We start from the raw sequence: 16,123 nt of genomic DNA on the forward strand, positions 1-16,123 counted from the left end.
TCTCGTTTCATGATCGTCCCAGCACAACATTAGAGAGGAAATAGAATGCGTTATCTCCACACCATGGTCCGCGTTACCGATCTCGACGCCTCGCTGCACTTTTATAGCACTCTCTTCGGCCTCACCGAAACTCGCCGGTACGAAAACGAGAAGGGCCGCTTCACACTCGTTTTCCTTGCTGCCAGCGAGGATGTCGACGCGTCGCGAAGCCGCGGCGCCCCCAGTCTCGAGCTCACCCATAACTGGGATCCGGAGGAGTATACCGGAGGACGCAACTTCGGTCACCTCGCCTATGAGGTCGATGACATCTACGCAATCTGCCAGAAGCTTATGGACAATGGCATTACAATCAACCGGCCGCCCCGCGACGGTCACATGGCTTTCGTGCGTTCTCCGGACGGCATTTCCATCGAGATCCTGCAGAAGGGCGCCGACCTTGCTTCGGCCGAGCCCTGGGCTTCGATGCCCAACACTGGCGCCTGGTAAGGCGCTAGCTTTCGCGAGGCTTACGGCGTGCGCGGAGCCATCGGTTTCGCGCTTGCCGGCCATACCCGCTCTCCGGCATGCTTTAGACGACTCGAAGCATCATGCATCGGATTTCGCGCGGTTATCGTTCCCAGTCAGCGCCGCGCGTCATCATCGTCCCTCGCAAGAGGCCGTTCCGGTGCCAACTTTTAAGCGGGGAACGTCCTTTGTGCGATCGGCTGATTTTATCCGGCAATAAAAAGCTCGCAAGCGCTATTGCCGTCGCCATGTCATTTGTGATGCTCGCCGGCTGCGCGACAACGGGCGACAAGCCGAAACAGACGGCAGAGGTCGCGCCGCAGCCCAGTGCTGCCGAGCAACTTGCCGACGCTCTCAACACCAAAGCCGAGACGAAGCGGCAAAAGGGCGAGGTCGCCTATCGCGATCCGCTGGTGCACAGTGTGCATGGTGCGCGGCCGCAAATGGTTGCCGAGCAGACGGGCAATCAATCCTTCTTCCCGCCGGCACCAGCCGGGGCAGTCCCTGTGGCCACCGACGCGCCGGCCGGCATCGCCGGCCTTGTGACGCAGCCGACGGCGGTCAACGCCAATAGGAGCAGCATCTATTCGACGCCCGCGCCGATTGCCGTCAATCCGGACGGAACTTTGGCGAATACGCAGCCCGGTGCCGCGCAGGGAATCACGCCGATCATGCGCAGCGTCTACAGCATGCCGCCCGGTGCGATGCAGGATGCCACGCCGCAGCCGGGAAATGGCGGAATGCCGGTCGACCAGACGTCGCAAGCGGTGCTTCCTCCGCCGGTCATCCGCAACGCCGCCTATACGTCGGGTAGCCCGATGAAGCCGACGGCAGATGCAACGCCCTCGAAAATCATGCCCGCCCGCGGCTCCAATGCCCGCAGAATCGACAGCAAGGAAGCATTGATGCTGGCGCATATCGTTGCGTCGAAGGGCCAAGGGCAAGATGCCAAGCCGCTGATCACGCAGGCGCAGAGCGGATCGGGTCTGTAAGTCGGCCCTCTTTGCAAATACCCGCAACATCCTGTTAAGGCAGGCTTATTCACGTTTCGCCGCAACGTTATGCTTCTGTCATTTTTTCCAAGAAAAAACGAAATAGGCGCTTGCGGTAATGAAATCACCCCGCTATAAGCGCGCCACACAACAGCACGCGCCCTTCGTCTATCGGTTAGGACGACAGATTTTCATTCTGTAAAGAGGGGTTCGACTCCCCTAGGGCGTGCCACTGTTCTTTACTCTCTCGCGACAATGATCCACCTTCCGCTTGCGGCGGCTTTGCGCTATTCCTATATGGTCGCAAGCGCAGCCTGCGCCCTTCGTCTATCGGTTAGGACGACAGATTCTCATTCTGTAAAGAGGGGTTCGACTCCCCTAGGGCGTACCAGTCAAACAGGCCGCGAACTTTTCCACAATTGCCTCGAAAAATCCGCCTCTACCCGTAGATTTTTCTCGATTTTCCGCTTGCGGGAACAAAAGGTGCTGACTATAAGGGCGCCACAGCACGCGCCCTTCGTCTATCGGTTAGGACGACAGATTTTCATTCTGTAAAGAGGGGTTCGACTCCCCTAGGGCGTGCCACTGCTTCCCCTCCCTTAAAATTGTGAATCTGCATTGCTAAAGCGGCGATTTTTGTTCGCAGCTCACGGCGCCTTGGCGGCATCCATGACACGCAACTGGACGCGCCTCGCACCCTGCCAGTGATCGGCGCCGAGCGTGCCGGCGATGTGGATCTGTGATCCGCGGGAAGACAGGAGGAGTTCGCCGAGGGGCGTTTCAACGGCGCGGAAAGCGATGCCGTCGAGGCGACCACCGTCCTGGGCCTCCAGGGTGATCTTGATGTGAGATTGGCCAACGAGGCGCGAATCGCGCAGGCGGTGGCTTGGAAGAGCGAAGATCGGCTGCGGATGGCCGGAGCCGTAGGGGCCCGCGGTTTCGAGCTGGTCGACCAGCTCCACCGTCGCGCCGCCGGCGCCAAGCGCGCCGTCGATCTTCAGCGTTTCGTTGGCGACCAGGCCGGCGACCTGCCTTTCCGCCTTCTCCGTGAAGAAGGCGCGGAGTTTGCCGAGATTGGCGCGTTCCACCGTCAGTCCCGCGGCCATCGCATGGCCGCCGCCCTTGACGAGCAGGCCGGTATCGACGGCGGCGCGCACCATGCGACCCATGTCGAAACCGTTGATCGAGCGGCCGGAACCGGTGCCCCGCCCCATCGAATCGAAAGCGATCGCGAAAGCCGGACGGCGGAACTTGTCCTTCAGCCGCGAGGCGATCAGGCCGACAATGCCGGGATGCCAGTTCTCCCGCGCCGTAACGATGACGGACGCGCCGTCGCCGTTGCCGTATTCTGCCAGCGCCTCAGCTTCCGCCTCCTGCAGCATGGCGGCTTCCATCGCCTGGCGCTCGCGATTGAGATCATCCAGCTTCTCGGCGATCGTCTCGGCCTCGGAGGCAACGTCGAGCGTCAGCAGCCGGGCGCCAAGCGCCGCATCGCCGATACGCCCGCCGGCATTGATGCGCGGGCCGATCATGAAACCGAAATGATAGGGGCTCACCGGGCCGCCGAGCCCCGCCTTGCGAAACAAGGCGGCAAGGCCGGGATTGCCCTGATGGCGGGCAGCGATCAGGCCCTTGACGACGTAAGCGCGGTTCAGCCCCTTCAGCGGCACGACATCGCAGACGGTCGCCAAGGCAACGATATCGAGCCAGGCGAGCAGGTCGATGGAGCGAACCCGGGCATCACCCGCCTCGCGCAATTGCCGCAGGGCCGCGACCAGGACCAGGAAAACAACGCCGGCGGCACAAAGATGTCCCTGCCCCGATAGATCGTCCTCGCGGTTAGGATTGACCAGCGCATGGCAATGCGGCAGCTCGTGCGCGACCTGGTGATGATCGATGACAACGACGTCGATGTTGCGCGCCTTTGCTGCCTCCAGCGATTCGAAGCTGGTGGAACCGCAGTCGACGGTGACGATCAGCGTCGCGCCATTGTCGATGAGCTGGTTGATCGCGGCGGGATTCGGGCCATAGCCTTCAAAGATGCGATCGGGAATATAGATGCTGGCCGGCACGCCGAAATGCGTGAGAAAGCGGTAAAGCAGCGCCGAGGACGCCGCGCCGTCGACGTCGTAGTCGCCGAAGATCGCCACGGTCTCGCCCACCTTGATGGCGCGCAGCAGGCGTTGCGCGGCCTTCTCGCAGTCGGTCAGCAGATAAGGATCCGGCATCAGGCTGCGGATGGTCGGGTCAAGGAAGGCCATAGCCTCGTCGAGGCCGACGCCGCGGCCGGCAAGAACGCGGGCAATCAGATCCGGCAGGCCGTGGGTTTGGGCGATGGCCAGCGCCCGGTTCTGGCCGGCCTGGTCGAGCCGGGAAATCCAGCGATTGCCGGAGACTGAGCGCTCGACGCCCAGAAATGCCCGCTGGACAGGATCTGCCGGCTGTTCCACCATCTCTCCCAGAATTGGACGGCCCGTTCCGTTTTACCGGAACTGGCCTCTATCGTCAGAATTATTCCTTTGGCCGCTCGATGCGGATGACCTGTGGTTCACCGACGAGATAACCTTCGGTCTTGATAGCGGCGACCGCCTTGCGCACCGAATCCTCCGTCGTCGCATGGGTGACGAGGATGATCGTCTGATGATGGGCGGGCGCCAGATGCTGCGTCGAGCGCTGCACGATCGATTCCAGAGAAATGTGATTTTCCGCCATACGGGTTGCGACGCTGGCGAAAACGCCGGTGCGGTCGAGAACGGTCAGGCGGATGAAATAGCCGCCCTCGTGGCTCCGCATCTGCGCCTTGCGGTAGGGCTCCAGCGCTTTGGCGGGATGGCCGAGCGCCGGCACACGCTGCGCACCCGGCTGGCTCTTGGCGATATCGGCAATATCGCCAAGCACCGAGGAAGCCGTTGCGTTGCCGCCCGCGCCGGGACCGACCATCAGCAGCTCGCCGAGAATGTCCGATTCGATCGCAACTGCATTGGTAACACCGTCGACCTGGGCGATGACTGATTCGAGCGGTACCATCGTCGGGTGAACCCGCTGCTCGATACCGCTCTCGGTGCGTTGGGCGACGCCGAGCAGCTTGATGCGGTAGCCGAGGTCGGCCGCGGCACGAATGTCCTCGATGGAGATGTTGGTGATCCCCTCGAGATAGATATCGTCAGCCGCGATGCGATTGCCGAAGGCAAGCGTCGTCAGGATGGCGAGCTTGTGCGCCGTGTCGTTGCCCTCGATATCGAAGGCCGGATCGGCTTCGGCATAACCGAGACGCTGTGCTTCCTTCAGGCAATCGGCGAAGGACAGGCCCTCCTTCTCCATCCGGGTCAGGATGTAGTTGCAGGTGCCGTTCATGATGCCGTAGACGCGCGAGATCGTGTTGCCGGTCAAAGATTCGCGCAGCGCCTTGATGACGGGAATGCCGCCGGCGACCGCCGCTTCGAAGTTGAGCAGCGCGCCCTTCTCCTCGGCAATCTCGGCCAGTTCGACGCCGTGATAGGCAAGCAGCGCCTTGTTGGCTGTGACCACATGCAGGCCACGCGCCAGGGCCGCGCGCACGGCGGCGTTGGCCGCCCCTTCGGAGCCCCCGATCAGTTCGACGAAAACGTCGATATCGGCCTTCTGCGCCAGATCCACCGGGCCCCCGAACCATTCGATGCCGGTGAGGTCGATGCCTCGATCCTTGGTACGATCACGAGCGGTGACGGCGACAATCTTGACAGGGCGGCCGCAGGTGACGGCAAGCTCGTTGGCGCGGCTCTGGATGATGCGGACAAGCGAGGCACCAACGGTGCCCAAGCCCGCAATGCCGATTTTGAGGGCATCTGCCATGAATAGTTCCTGATCAATGTCTTGGGGCACGGCAGCCGCGGGAACGGCTGCCGTGAGAAATTAGGAGCGATGAGCGTTCAGCGAAATCACATTATGCATGGTCTCATCCGCGGTGGAGAGGAAGCGCTTCAAATTGCGCGCCGCCTGGCGGATACGATGCTCGTTCTCGACCAGCGCGATACGGACGTAATCGTCGCCCTGTTCGCCGAAGCCGATGCCGGGTGCTACAGCGATGTCGGCCTTCTCGACCAGAAGCTTCGAGAACTCCAGCGAACCGAGATGACGGAATTTTTCCGGAATCTTGGCCCAGGCAAACATGGTCGCTGCCGGCGGCGGCACATCGAAACCGGCTTTGCCGAAGCTGTCGACCAGTACGTCACGGCGGCGCTTGTAGATGTTACGGACTTCCGCGATATCGGAGCCATCACCATTGAGCGCATGCGTCGCGGCCACCTGGATCGGCGTGAAGGCACCGTAATCGAGGTAGGACTTGACACGCGTCAGCGCCGCAATCAGGCGCTCGTTGCCGACGGCGAAGCCCATGCGCCAGCCGGGCATGGAGAATGTCTTCGACATCGAGGTAAACTCGACGGTGACATCCATCGCGCCCGGAATTTCCAGAACGGACGGCGGCGGGTCATCATTGAAGTAGATTTCGGAATAGGCGAGATCCGACAGCACGATGATGTCGTGCTTCTTTGCGAAAGCGATAACCTCTTTGTAGAAATCCAGCGTTGCCACGTAAGCGGTCGGATTGGACGGGTAGTTGAGGATTAACGCCAGCGGCTTCGGAATCGAATGGCGCACCGCCCGTTCCAGCGGCGGGAAGAAACTGTCGTCCGGCTCGACCTGCATCGAGCGGATGACGCCGCCGGCCATCAAGAAGCCGAAGGCGTGAATCGGATAGGTCGGGTTCGGGCAAAGGATAACGTCACCCGGCGCTGTGATCGCCTGCGCCATATTGGCGAAGCCTTCCTTGGAGCCGAGGGTGGCGACCACCTGCGTATCCGGATTGAGCTTGACGCCGAAGCGGCGGGCATAGTAGGCGGCCTGCGCGCGGCGCAGACCGGGAATGCCCTTGGAAGAGGAATAGCGATGCGTGCGCGGGTCTTGTACCACCTCGCAAAGCTTGTCGACGATTGCCTTGGGGGTCGGAAGGTCCGGATTGCCCATGCCGAGGTCGATAATGTCGGCCCCGCCCGCTCGCGCGCTGGCCTTCAAACGGTTAACCTGTTCGAAGACGTAGGGCGGCAAGCGCCGGACTTTATGAAACTCTTCCATTTCTTTCCCCATGGGACAGCGGCCCTCACAACCGCGATGAAGTTCGTCGATCTCCCGGTGAGCCGCGATACGAACTCCGGAATCGCGGCGCCGCAACTATATTGACGCGAAGGATACGGTGAATCTTTGGCGGTTATAGACGCAAAGCGTTCTCAACCCAGGAAGAAACATCGAAATTCAGCCTATCTGAACGCTTTGCGTCCAAATCGCCTGAAACGCAAGGCTAATTCTGCGTTTGAATAGGCGGCTGGCCGGTCGGCGGGCTCTGCTGCTGAATTTGCGACAGCGTGTCCTGTCCGTGTTCTGCCGCGAGCTTGCGCATCTCGGCGATGCGTTTCTGATATTCGGCCTCCGATATCGTGCCGGCTTTGCGCTGCGCGCCGAGCGCCGTCAGTTGCTTGCCGATATCTGCGGCCTGCTGGTCGTTGATCTGGACATTCGCTGCTGTGGGCGGAGCGTTGAAGGAAGGATAACCATCCTTATAATGCTGCTGTGTGTTGCCTTCATCGACCGGCTTGCCTTCAGCGGACTTGACGATCACAGCCTGTGGCGCCAGCTTGCTCTTGGCAAAGGCTGCCTTTTCCTCAGGCGTCGTGCAGCCGGCAAGCGCCAATGCGAGAACGCCGCACAAAGCACCGCAGAATACGGAATACCGGTTGAGTCTTGCCACCATGCCGCCGCCCATGTTGTCGTCCTGCCCTATTCCTTGCCGTGGGTTGCGACTGTTAAATTTGTCGCAGCGGCAAAGCAAGAGCAGGGTTGCGTTTCATTCGACTTGTATTCCTTTTCCCGCAAGATGTACAAATGGAAAACAAAAGAGAGCTGCCGCCGGGAGGATGATGCGTGACCGACAGCAAGCGGGATAAAAGTGAAGGCAACGGCGCCTTTCCCGGCTTCGACCCGAAGTCGGTCGAGCCTTACATCGTCAAAGACCCCGAGGCGATGGCCGTGAACTTTGCCCGTGCGCTGGAAAACCTCGGCAAAGCCGCATCCGCCTGGCTTGCGCCGCGCGAGCGTGGCGAGAAAATCGACACCGTCGCCGATCCGATAACCGATATAGTCAAGACGCTCTCCAAGGTCAGCGAATACTGGCTGTCCGATCCGCGCCGGACGTTGGAGGCACAAACCTATCTGCTGTCCGGTTATTTCAGCCTGTGGACGAAAACCATGCAGCGTCTCAGCGGCGATTCGTTCGCCGCGCCTGAGGCCGAACCGATCAAGGACAAGCGCTTCGCCGACGAGGACTGGCAGAAGAATCCTTTCTTCGATTTTCTGCGCCAGACCTATCTCCTGACAGCCGGTTGGGCGGAAAAGCTGGTCACTGACGCCGAAGGGTTAGACGAGCACACGCGCCACAAGGCCACCTTCTACACCAAGCAGATCGCCGCGGCGCTATCGCCGGCCAATTTCGTCGCCACCAACCCGCAGCTCTACCGCGAGACCGTCGCCTCCAATGCCGAAAACCTTGTGCGCGGCATGAAGATGTTTGCCGAGGACATGAGCGCCGGTCACGGCGAATTGCGGCTGCGTCAGACCGATATGACGAAATTCGCTGTTGGACGGGACATGGCGCTGACACCCGGCAAGGTGATCGCGCAGAGCGACGTCTGCCAGATCATCCAGTATGAGGCAGCAACGGATAAGGTTTTGAAGCGGCCGTTGCTGATCTGCCCGCCCTGGATCAACAAATTCTACATTCTCGATCTCAACCCGCAGAAATCCTTCATCAAATGGTGCGTCGAGCAGGGGCACACCGTTTTCGTCATTTCCTGGGTGAACCCGGACAAGCGCCATGCGGCCAAGGACTGGACGTCCTATGCGCGCGAGGGCATCGATTTCGCGCTGGAGACGATCGAGAAGGCGACCGGCGAGAAAGAGGTCAACGCCGTTGGCTATTGCGTCGGCGGTACGCTGCTGGCCGCGACGCTTGCCCTGCATGCCAAGGAAAAGAACAAGCGCATCCGTACGGTGACCTTTCTGACGACACAAGTCGATTTCACCTTTGCCGGCGATCTCAAGGTCTTCGTCGACGAGGAACAGATCGAGGCGCTGGAAGAGCAGATGAAGGCCGTCGGCTATCTCGAGGGCTCGAAGATGGCGACAGCCTTCAATATGCTGCGCGCCTCCGAGCTGATCTGGCCCTACTTCGTCAACAGCTATCTGAAAGGCCAGGAACCCCTGCCCTTCGATCTCCTGTTCTGGAATGCCGATTCCACGCGAATGGCCGCCGCCAATCATTCGTTTTATCTGCGCAATTGCTATCTCGACAATGCACTCAGCCAGGGCAAGATGGTGCTCGACGGCAAAAAACTGTCGCTGAAGGACGTCAAGATACCCGTCTATAATCTGGCGACACGCGAGGACCATATCGCGCCGGCAAAATCCGTCTTCGTCGGCAGCCAGTTCTTCGGCGGGCCGGTAGAATTCGTGGTGACAGGGTCCGGCCATATTGCCGGCGTCGTCAACCCACCGGACAAGCACAAATACCAGTTCTGGACCGGCGGCTCAGTCAAGGGCGACTATGATCGATGGCTGGTGGAGGCCAAGGAGACGCGCGGCTCCTGGTGGCCTCACTGGCATGATTGGATCAAGAGCCACGACAGCCGGATGGTTCCCGCGCGCAAACCCGGCGGCGCGGCATTGAATGCCATCGAGGAAGCACCCGGCAGCTTCGTCATGGAGCGCGCCTAAGCGGCGTTCATCCATGCTGTTCAATCCGCCCCTCGTCCCTGCACGGCTGATCGCCCGCTATAAGCGCTTCCTCTTCGATGCTGAACTGGAGAACGGCGGGATCATCACCGGCTCCTGCCCGAACACCGGCTCAATGCAGGGCCTGACGACACCCGGTTCGCGCATCTGGCTTTCCGAACACGACAGTCCCAAGCGGAAATACCGCCACGTCTTCGAATTGATCGAGGCTGATGGCACCACGGTCGGAGTCAATACTGCAATGCCGAACCGGCTGGCGGCGGAGGCGATCGCCCTCAGCCAGGTTTCCGATCTCGGCGACTACACGACTGTGCGGCGCGAGCAGAATTACGGCCGCAATTCCCGCATCGATCTGCTCTTGACCGATCCCTTGAGGACAACCACCTATGTCGAGGTCAAGAACGTGCATTTCATGCGCCAGCCGGGCCTTGCCGAGTTTCCGGATACGGTCACAGCCCGTGGCGCCAAGCATCTCGAAGAACTCGGCGATATGGCGGAAGCGGGATACCGTGCCGTCATGCTGTTCGTGATCCAGCGACATGACTGCGAGCGCTTTCGTGTCTGTGGCGATCTCGATACGATTTACGCCGCGGCCTTCGAGCGAGCTCTGAAACGCGGCGTTGAAGTCTATGCTCTAAAATGCAGGGTTTCGCCGACGGAAATAACGCCGGCAGGGTTGATCCCGATAGACGAACCCGGCATAGCTGCATTAAATACCAGTATAAAGATTTCTGCTGAAGGCTGATCATGGTGAATTACATTGAAGCGGCAACGGCGCCGTCGAAGAATACCGGCGCCATCCGCCTCTACGGGCCGGATGCTTTCGCAGGAATGCGCAAGGCCTGCCAGTTGACCGCCCGCTGCCTCGACAAACTCGCTGATATTGTCGAGCCTGGCGTGCCGACCGATGTCATCGATCGCTTCGTCTTCGAATTCGGCATGGATCACGGCGCCTACCCGGCGACGCTGAACTATCGCGGCTACATGAAATCCTCCTGCACCTCGATCAATCACGTCGTCTGCCACGGCATTCCCAACGACAAGCCGCTGCGCGACGGCGATATCGTCAATATCGACGTGACTTATGTGCTCGACGGCTGGCATGGCGATTCCAGCCGCATGTATCCCGTCGGCGAGGTCAAGCGCTCGGCGGAGCGGCTGCTGGAAGTGACCTATGAATCGCTGATGCGCGGCATTGCCGCTGTGCGTCCCGGTGCTCGGACTGGGGCCATCGGCGAGGCGATCCAGACCTATGCCGAAGCGGAGCGCTGCTCCGTCGTGCGGGACTTCTGCGGCCACGGCGTCGGCAGCTTGTTCCATGATTCACCGAACATCCTGCATTACGGCCGCGCCAGCGAAGGCCCGGAACTGCGTGAAGGCATGATTTTCACCATCGAGCCAATGATCAACCTCGGAAGACCGCATGTAAAAGTGCTCGGCGACGGCTGGACGGCGGTCACGCGCGACCGCTCGCTGTCGGCGCAATACGAACATACCGTCGGCGTCACCGCTACGGGCTGCGAGATCTTCACCCTGTCGCCCGGCGGCCTCGACCGTCCTGGCCTGCCGCCATTGCAGGGGTAATTCATGGCGAAACGCCCCGCCCCGACAAACGGACATGGCGACATGCCCATCGATGACGGCGGGACGGATGGTCTCGAAGACACATCACTTTTCGACGAGCGGCTGTTTTTCGCCCATCAACCCGCCAAGACCGCGCCGCGCGACAAACCGGTGAAACCGCCGAGCACTCCGGCCAATGCCGAGGCTCACTATCACGGCCACCGGGAGCGCCTGCGCAATCGCTACCGCGATGGCGGCGATTCGGCGCTTGCCGATTACGAAATCCTCGAACTCTTGCTGTTTCGGCTGATTCCACGCCGAGACACCAAACCGATCGCCAAGGCCCTGCTTGCCCGTTTCGGCACGCTCGGCGGCGTCTTCGGCGCGTCCGCTAATCTGCTGCAGGAAATTAGCGGCGTCGGCGAAGCTGTGGCTCTCGATCTAAAGTTGGTGGCGAGCGTTGCACAGCGCATGCTGAAAAGCGAGCTGACAGGCAAACCGGTGCTCTCCTCGTGGAAAGCGCTGATCGATTATTGTCATGCAGTCATGGCGCATGAGACGCGCGAGCAGTTCCGCATTCTTTTTCTCGACAAGCGCAATGCCCTGATCGCGGATGAGGTGCAGGGTTTGGGCACGGTCGACCATACGCCGGTCTATCCGCGCGAGGTGGTCAGACGGGCTCTCGAGCTCTCAGCCACTGCCGTGATTCTCGTCCACAATCATCCCTCCGGCGACCCCACTCCTTCGCGCGCCGATATCGACATGACGAAGACCATCATCGACACGGCCGGCCCTTTGGGCATCACCGTTCACGACCATGTTATCATCGGCAAGAATGGCCATGTCAGTTTCAGGGCGCTGCGGCTCGTCTAAACTACGCTTTCCCAAATAAAGAAAAACGTTAGAATATTAGTATATATAATTGATTTTATTTATATTTTATTCATACGAAATACCATCGCTTGCCGCGGCTTCCGATAGTTCCCAAACTCCGGACCCCTCTCTCCGCTTTTCAGGTATTTGTCAGGATGTTTTGAGAAAACGACGACGCCTCCACATCAGCGCATTTGCCGACGGAAGCCGTTGTTTTGTTTGCGCCTTATCTGCTCAAGGTTCGGCGTGTGCGGAGACCACATGCAGAAGACATCATCGCCGCCTTTTCGTCGTCTGCGCCTGATCGGCCGCGGCACACTTCTTGCGCTTTCCCCCTTTGCCTTGGTTGCTGGCGGTTTCTACGCCCATATGCTCTGGACCACGAATTTCCACCCAGTCGTTGCCGGGGAAGTTTACCGCTCCTCACAGCCATCGCCCGCTGTGATCGCCGAGTTGCAGAAGCAATATGGCATCAAAACCATCATCAACCTTCGCGGCGACAATAGCGGCCGTAGCTGGTACGACGAGGAAGTGGCGCAGGCCAGGGAACTCGACATCAATCACATCGATTTTCGCATGTCTTCCGGCCGGGAATTGACCCAGGATCAGGCAGCCCGACTCGTGGAGATCATGCGAGACGCACCGAAGCCTATCTTGATCCACTGCCAGGCAGGCGCCGATCGCACGGGACTTGCCTCCGCCCTCTATCTCGCCGCTATTGCCAAAACCAGCGAAGCGACCGCGGAAGGGCAGATATCCATCATGTACGGCCACCTGCCGCTTTCCTTTACCCATGCCTATGCCATGGACCGGACCTTCGAAAAGCTGGAGCCATGGCTCGGCTTTTCCAGCTCGTGAGCATTCCTGTTAGATAATCTGTAACATTGAGAAGCTACCGGTTGACGGGCAGCATATTGCGTTGCGACATTGATTCCGTAAATCAATCATCCGGGGCATCTTGATGGACCAGTTCGATCTCCTAGTCGTGGGCAGTGGCCCCGCCGGCCGCAGAGGCGCCATTCAGGCGGCAAAGCTCGGCAAGAAGGTTCTTGTGATCGAGCAAGGCAAACGTGTCGGTGGTGTGTCGGTGCATACCGGCACCATTCCCTCGAAGACGCTGCGCGAGACCGCGCTCAATCTCTCCGGCTGGCGCGAACGTGGCTTCTACGGGCGCGCCTATCGCGTCAAGCAGGAAATCAGCGCCGAGGATTTGCGTCGCCGCCTGTTGATCACCCTCGATCATGAAGTCGAAGTGCTTGAGCATCAATTCGCTCGCAATCGCGTGCAGCATGTTCGCGGCAAGGCGAGCTTCGTCGATCCCCAGACCATGCAAGTCGTCAAGGACGATGGCGAAGTGATCCATGTCACTGGCGCCAGCATCCTGCTTGCCGTCGGCACCAAGCCCTTCCGCCCCGACTACATGCCCTTCGACTGCAAGACCGTTCTCGACAGCGACGAGCTGCTGGAGATCGAGGATCTGCCACGTTCGATGGTCGTCATCGGCGCCGGCGTCATCGGCATCGAATATGCGACGATCTTCAGCGCCCTCGATACGCAGGTGACGTTGATCGATCCGAAGTCGACGATGCTCGACTTCATCGACAAGGAAATCGTCGAGGATTTCATCTACCAACTGCGCGACCGCAACATGAAACTGCTGCTGGGGCAAAAGGCTGAGAAGGTCGTTCGTGAGAACGGCAAAGTGGAACTGACGCTCGACAATGGCCGCCGTATCGTTACCGACATGGTGTTGTTCGCGGCCGGCCGCATGGGCGCGACCGATACGCTCAATCTTGCCGCAGCCGGTCTCGAGGCCGACAATCGCGGCCGCCTCAGCGTCAACCCGGAAACCTTTGCCACCAATGTCCCGCATATCTTTGCCGCCGGCGACGTCGTTGGTTTTCCAAGCCTTGCTTCGACCTCGATGGAACAGGGTCGTATTGCGGCTCGCGTTGCTGTCGGCGCCATCGCCAAGGAGCCGCCGAAATATTTCCCCTATGGCATCTATGCCGTGCCGGAAATCTCCACATGCGGCCTTTCCGAGGAAGAGGTCAAGGAACGCCATATTCCCTATGAATGCGGCATTGCCCGTTTCCGCGAGACGTCGCGCGGTCATATCATGGGCCTCGACACCGGCCTCTTGAAGATGATCTTTTCGCTGAAGACCCGCCGCCTGCTCGGCGTCCATATCGTCGGCGAAGGCGCGACCGAACTCGTCCATATCGGCCAGGCTGTGTTGAATCTCAAAGGCACGGTCGAATATTTCGTCGAAAACACCTTCAACTACCCGACACTCGCCGAAGCCTACAAAATCGCCGGCCTGGATGCGTGGAACCGCATGGGTGATATCAAGTCGGAGATTTGAAAACTCAAAATCGTAATTCGAAAAAGGCCGGATAAGGATCCGGCCTTTTTTGTTGTGCGGCAATCAAAAAGAAAAAGCCCCGCCGCGAACGGCAGGGCCTGATTTCATCGTCGAAAAGAGCCGATTACTCGGCGCTGTCTTCAGCAGCCTTCTTCTTCGGAGCGGCCTTCTTCTTGGGCGCGGCGGCAACTTCTTCCCCTTCGGCAGCGGCTTCGGTTGCTTCAGCCTTGGCGGCAGCCTTCTTCTTCGGAGCAGCCTTCTTGGCTTCCGACTTGTCTTCGGTTGCCGCTTCGTCGTCAGCCAGCAGTGCTTCCTTGGAAACGGTCTTGTCGGTGACGTCGACTTCGGTCAGCAGGTGGTCGATGACCTTTTCTTCGAAGATCGGCGCGCGCAGGTTGGCGGAAGCGCCGGGCGTGTTGCGGAAGAATTCCAGGATTTCCTTTTCCTGGCCGGGGAACTGCTGGAGCTGCGCGTAAAGCGCACGCTGCATTTCGTCTTCGCTTACTTCCACGCCGGCCTTTTCGCCGATTTCGGAGAGAACGAGGCCGAGGCGAACGCGGCGTTCGGCGAGCTTGCGATATTCTTCGCGTGCCTTTTCTTCCGTCGTGTCTTCGTCTTCGAAGGTGGTCTTGCCCGACTCATCGAGATCGGTCTGGATCTGGCGCCAGATGCTCGCGAATTCAGCGTCAACCAGCTTCTGCGGCGTGTCGAACTGGTACATCTCATCCAGCTGGTCGAGGATCTGACGCTTGACCTTCTGGCGAGTGACAGAGCCGTACTGGCTTTCGATCTGGCCGCGGACGATTTCCTTCAGGCGGTCGGCGGATTCGATGCCGAGCTTGGAGGCGAGTTCGTCATTAATTTCGATTTCGCCGGGAGCTGCGACTTCCTTCACCGTGATGTCGAAGGTAGCTTCCTTGCCGGCAAGGTTCTTGGCCGGGTAATCGGCCGGGAACGTCACGGTGATGGTCTTCTCGTCGTCAGCCTTGGCGCCGATGAGCTGCTCTTCGAAGCCCGGGATGAAGCGGTTGGAGCCGAGGACGAGCTGAGCGTCTTCGTCTTTGCCGCCGTCGAAGGCTTCGCCATCGACCTTGCCGAGGTAATCGATGGTGACGCGGTCGCCATCGGCGGCCTTGCCCTTCTTCGTCTCGTAGCTGCGGGCGCTTTCAGCGATCTTCAGGATCTGCTCAGTGACTTCGTCTTCACCGATTTCAGCGACTTCGCGGGTCACCTTGATGCCGTTGACCGGCTTCAGTTCGATCGCCGGGATGACTTCATAGGAAAGCGTGAATTCGAAATCGGCCTGAGCGGCGAGAATCTTTTCAGCCTCGTCCTTGTCCTCTGTCATGGCGATTTCCGGCTGAGTCGCCGACTTTTCGCCGCGCTCGGTCAGGATTGCCGGCGGCTGGTCGCGAACGATCTCGTTAACGAGGTCGGCCATGATCGACTTGCCGTAGACCTTCTTCAGATGCGCAACCGGCACCTTGCCCGGACGGAAGCCGTTGATACGGACCTTGTCCTTGACTTCGGCCAGGCGCTCGTTCATGCGAACTTCCATGTCCTTGGCCGGGATGACCACCTTGATTTCGCGCTTCAGCCCTTCAGCGAGCGTTTCGATAACCTGCATTGTCCTACCTTCATTCATGGCGGCCGTGCCCAGACAGCCGTTCGTTTCAATGAGCACGACGCCGGAAAATCCCGAGCGTGGCTTGGATGCAATTCCTCATCATTTTGCTAGAGCGCCGCGCGTTCGAACGAACGCGCAAAAGGTCGCTCTACCTCTCTGAATCTAGGGCATCTTATCCACTTTCCACTTGAAAGCGGGATGCTCTAGGCAAAATGGCGCGTCCAACAGCGGGTCAGGAGACAGGCCGTTAAGCCTCCCCCGTCCACAAGGCAGCCTTGGTGCGGGTAGAGAGACTTGAACTCCCACGCCTTGCGGCACCAGAACCTAAATCTGGCGTGTCTACCAATTTCACCATACCCGCGTTCCCAAAACCGCATG

13 protein-coding genes and 4 tRNA genes are annotated in these 16,123 nt (G+C 59.8%); 11 read left to right on the forward strand and 6 right to left on the reverse strand.

Annotation, left to right across the window (positions count from 1 at the left end):
* Positions 1-45: 45 nt before the first annotated feature.
* The 5 genes from FHT86_RS07865 (at position 46) to FHT86_RS07885 (ending at position 2,081) form a co-directional block, all read left to right on the forward strand.
* Positions 46-486 (forward strand): VOC family protein, encoded by a 441-nt coding sequence (locus tag FHT86_RS07865; protein WP_133706290.1) that lies wholly within the window; start codon positions 46-48, stop codon positions 484-486.
* A gap of 266 nt (positions 487-752) precedes the next feature.
* Entirely contained in the window at positions 753-1,496 is a 744-nt protein-coding gene (locus FHT86_RS07870; protein ID WP_246779407.1) for a hypothetical protein, read from the forward strand.
* Positions 1,497-1,653: 157 nt separating this feature from the next.
* A tRNA-Glu gene (locus tag FHT86_RS07875) sits at positions 1,654-1,728 on the forward strand.
* An 84-nt stretch (positions 1,729-1,812) separates the two neighbouring features.
* Positions 1,813-1,887, forward strand: a tRNA-Glu gene (locus FHT86_RS07880).
* 119 nt (positions 1,888-2,006) lie between these two features.
* Positions 2,007-2,081 (forward strand) — tRNA-Glu (locus FHT86_RS07885).
* A gap of 62 nt (positions 2,082-2,143) precedes the next feature.
* On the opposite strand, the gene recJ is transcribed toward FHT86_RS07885, so the two are convergent.
* The 4 genes from recJ to FHT86_RS07905 form a co-directional block, all read right to left on the reverse strand.
* A complete protein-coding gene (recJ, locus tag FHT86_RS07890; RefSeq protein ID WP_133706292.1) occupies positions 2,144-3,949 on the reverse strand; it encodes a single-stranded-DNA-specific exonuclease RecJ in 1,806 nt (601 codons plus the stop codon).
* A 58-nt stretch (positions 3,950-4,007) separates the two neighbouring features.
* The gene (locus FHT86_RS07895; RefSeq protein ID WP_133706293.1) at positions 4,008-5,327 is read right to left on the reverse strand and encodes a homoserine dehydrogenase; all 1,320 of its coding nucleotides are present in this window, start codon (positions 5,325-5,327) and stop codon (positions 4,008-4,010) included.
* A gap of 60 nt (positions 5,328-5,387) precedes the next feature.
* Positions 5,388-6,608 carry an LL-diaminopimelate aminotransferase gene (locus FHT86_RS07900; RefSeq protein ID WP_133706294.1) on the reverse strand — a complete coding sequence of 407 codons (1,221 nt, stop codon included), beginning with the start codon at positions 6,606-6,608 and terminating at the stop codon, positions 5,388-5,390.
* 223 nt (positions 6,609-6,831) lie between these two features.
* Positions 6,832-7,293 (reverse strand): hypothetical protein, encoded by a 462-nt coding sequence (locus FHT86_RS07905; RefSeq protein ID WP_133706295.1) that lies wholly within the window; start codon positions 7,291-7,293, stop codon positions 6,832-6,834.
* A 158-nt stretch (positions 7,294-7,451) separates the two neighbouring features.
* Here FHT86_RS07905 and FHT86_RS07910 point away from each other — a divergent pair, with 158 nt between their 5' ends.
* The 6 genes from FHT86_RS07910 (at position 7,452) to sthA (ending at position 14,118) form a co-directional block, all read left to right on the forward strand.
* Positions 7,452-9,299, forward strand: a complete 1,848-nt coding sequence (locus FHT86_RS07910; protein WP_133706296.1) for an alpha/beta hydrolase — start codon at positions 7,452-7,454, stop codon at positions 9,297-9,299.
* Positions 9,300-9,312: 13 nt separating this feature from the next.
* Entirely contained in the window at positions 9,313-10,062 is a 750-nt protein-coding gene (gene sfsA / locus FHT86_RS07915) for a DNA/RNA nuclease SfsA (RefSeq protein WP_133706297.1), read from the forward strand.
* A gap of 2 nt (positions 10,063-10,064) precedes the next feature.
* Positions 10,065-10,901: a type I methionyl aminopeptidase gene (gene map / locus FHT86_RS07920; RefSeq protein WP_133706298.1), complete on the forward strand. Its 837-nt coding sequence runs from the start codon at positions 10,065-10,067 to the stop codon at positions 10,899-10,901.
* Between the two features lie 3 nt (positions 10,902-10,904).
* The gene (gene radC, locus FHT86_RS07925) at positions 10,905-11,753 is read left to right on the forward strand and encodes a RadC family protein (protein ID WP_166656771.1); all 849 of its coding nucleotides are present in this window, start codon (positions 10,905-10,907) and stop codon (positions 11,751-11,753) included.
* A 261-nt stretch (positions 11,754-12,014) separates the two neighbouring features.
* A complete protein-coding gene (locus tag FHT86_RS07930) occupies positions 12,015-12,611 on the forward strand; it encodes a dual specificity protein phosphatase family protein (RefSeq protein WP_133706299.1) in 597 nt (198 codons plus the stop codon).
* A 103-nt stretch (positions 12,612-12,714) separates the two neighbouring features.
* Positions 12,715-14,118 (forward strand): Si-specific NAD(P)(+) transhydrogenase, encoded by a 1,404-nt coding sequence (gene sthA, locus FHT86_RS07935; RefSeq protein WP_133706300.1) that lies wholly within the window; start codon positions 12,715-12,717, stop codon positions 14,116-14,118.
* A 124-nt stretch (positions 14,119-14,242) separates the two neighbouring features.
* On the opposite strand, the gene tig is transcribed toward sthA, so the two are convergent.
* A complete protein-coding gene (tig, locus tag FHT86_RS07940) occupies positions 14,243-15,745 on the reverse strand; it encodes a trigger factor (RefSeq protein WP_183868554.1) in 1,503 nt (500 codons plus the stop codon).
* 276 nt (positions 15,746-16,021) lie between these two features.
* A tRNA-Leu gene (locus FHT86_RS07945) sits at positions 16,022-16,106 on the reverse strand.
* Positions 16,107-16,123: the final 17 nt, after the last annotated feature.

It is taken from the genome of Rhizobium sp. BK313 (genome assembly GCF_014193655.1).
Lineage (GTDB): Bacteria > Pseudomonadota > Alphaproteobacteria > Rhizobiales > Rhizobiaceae > Rhizobium.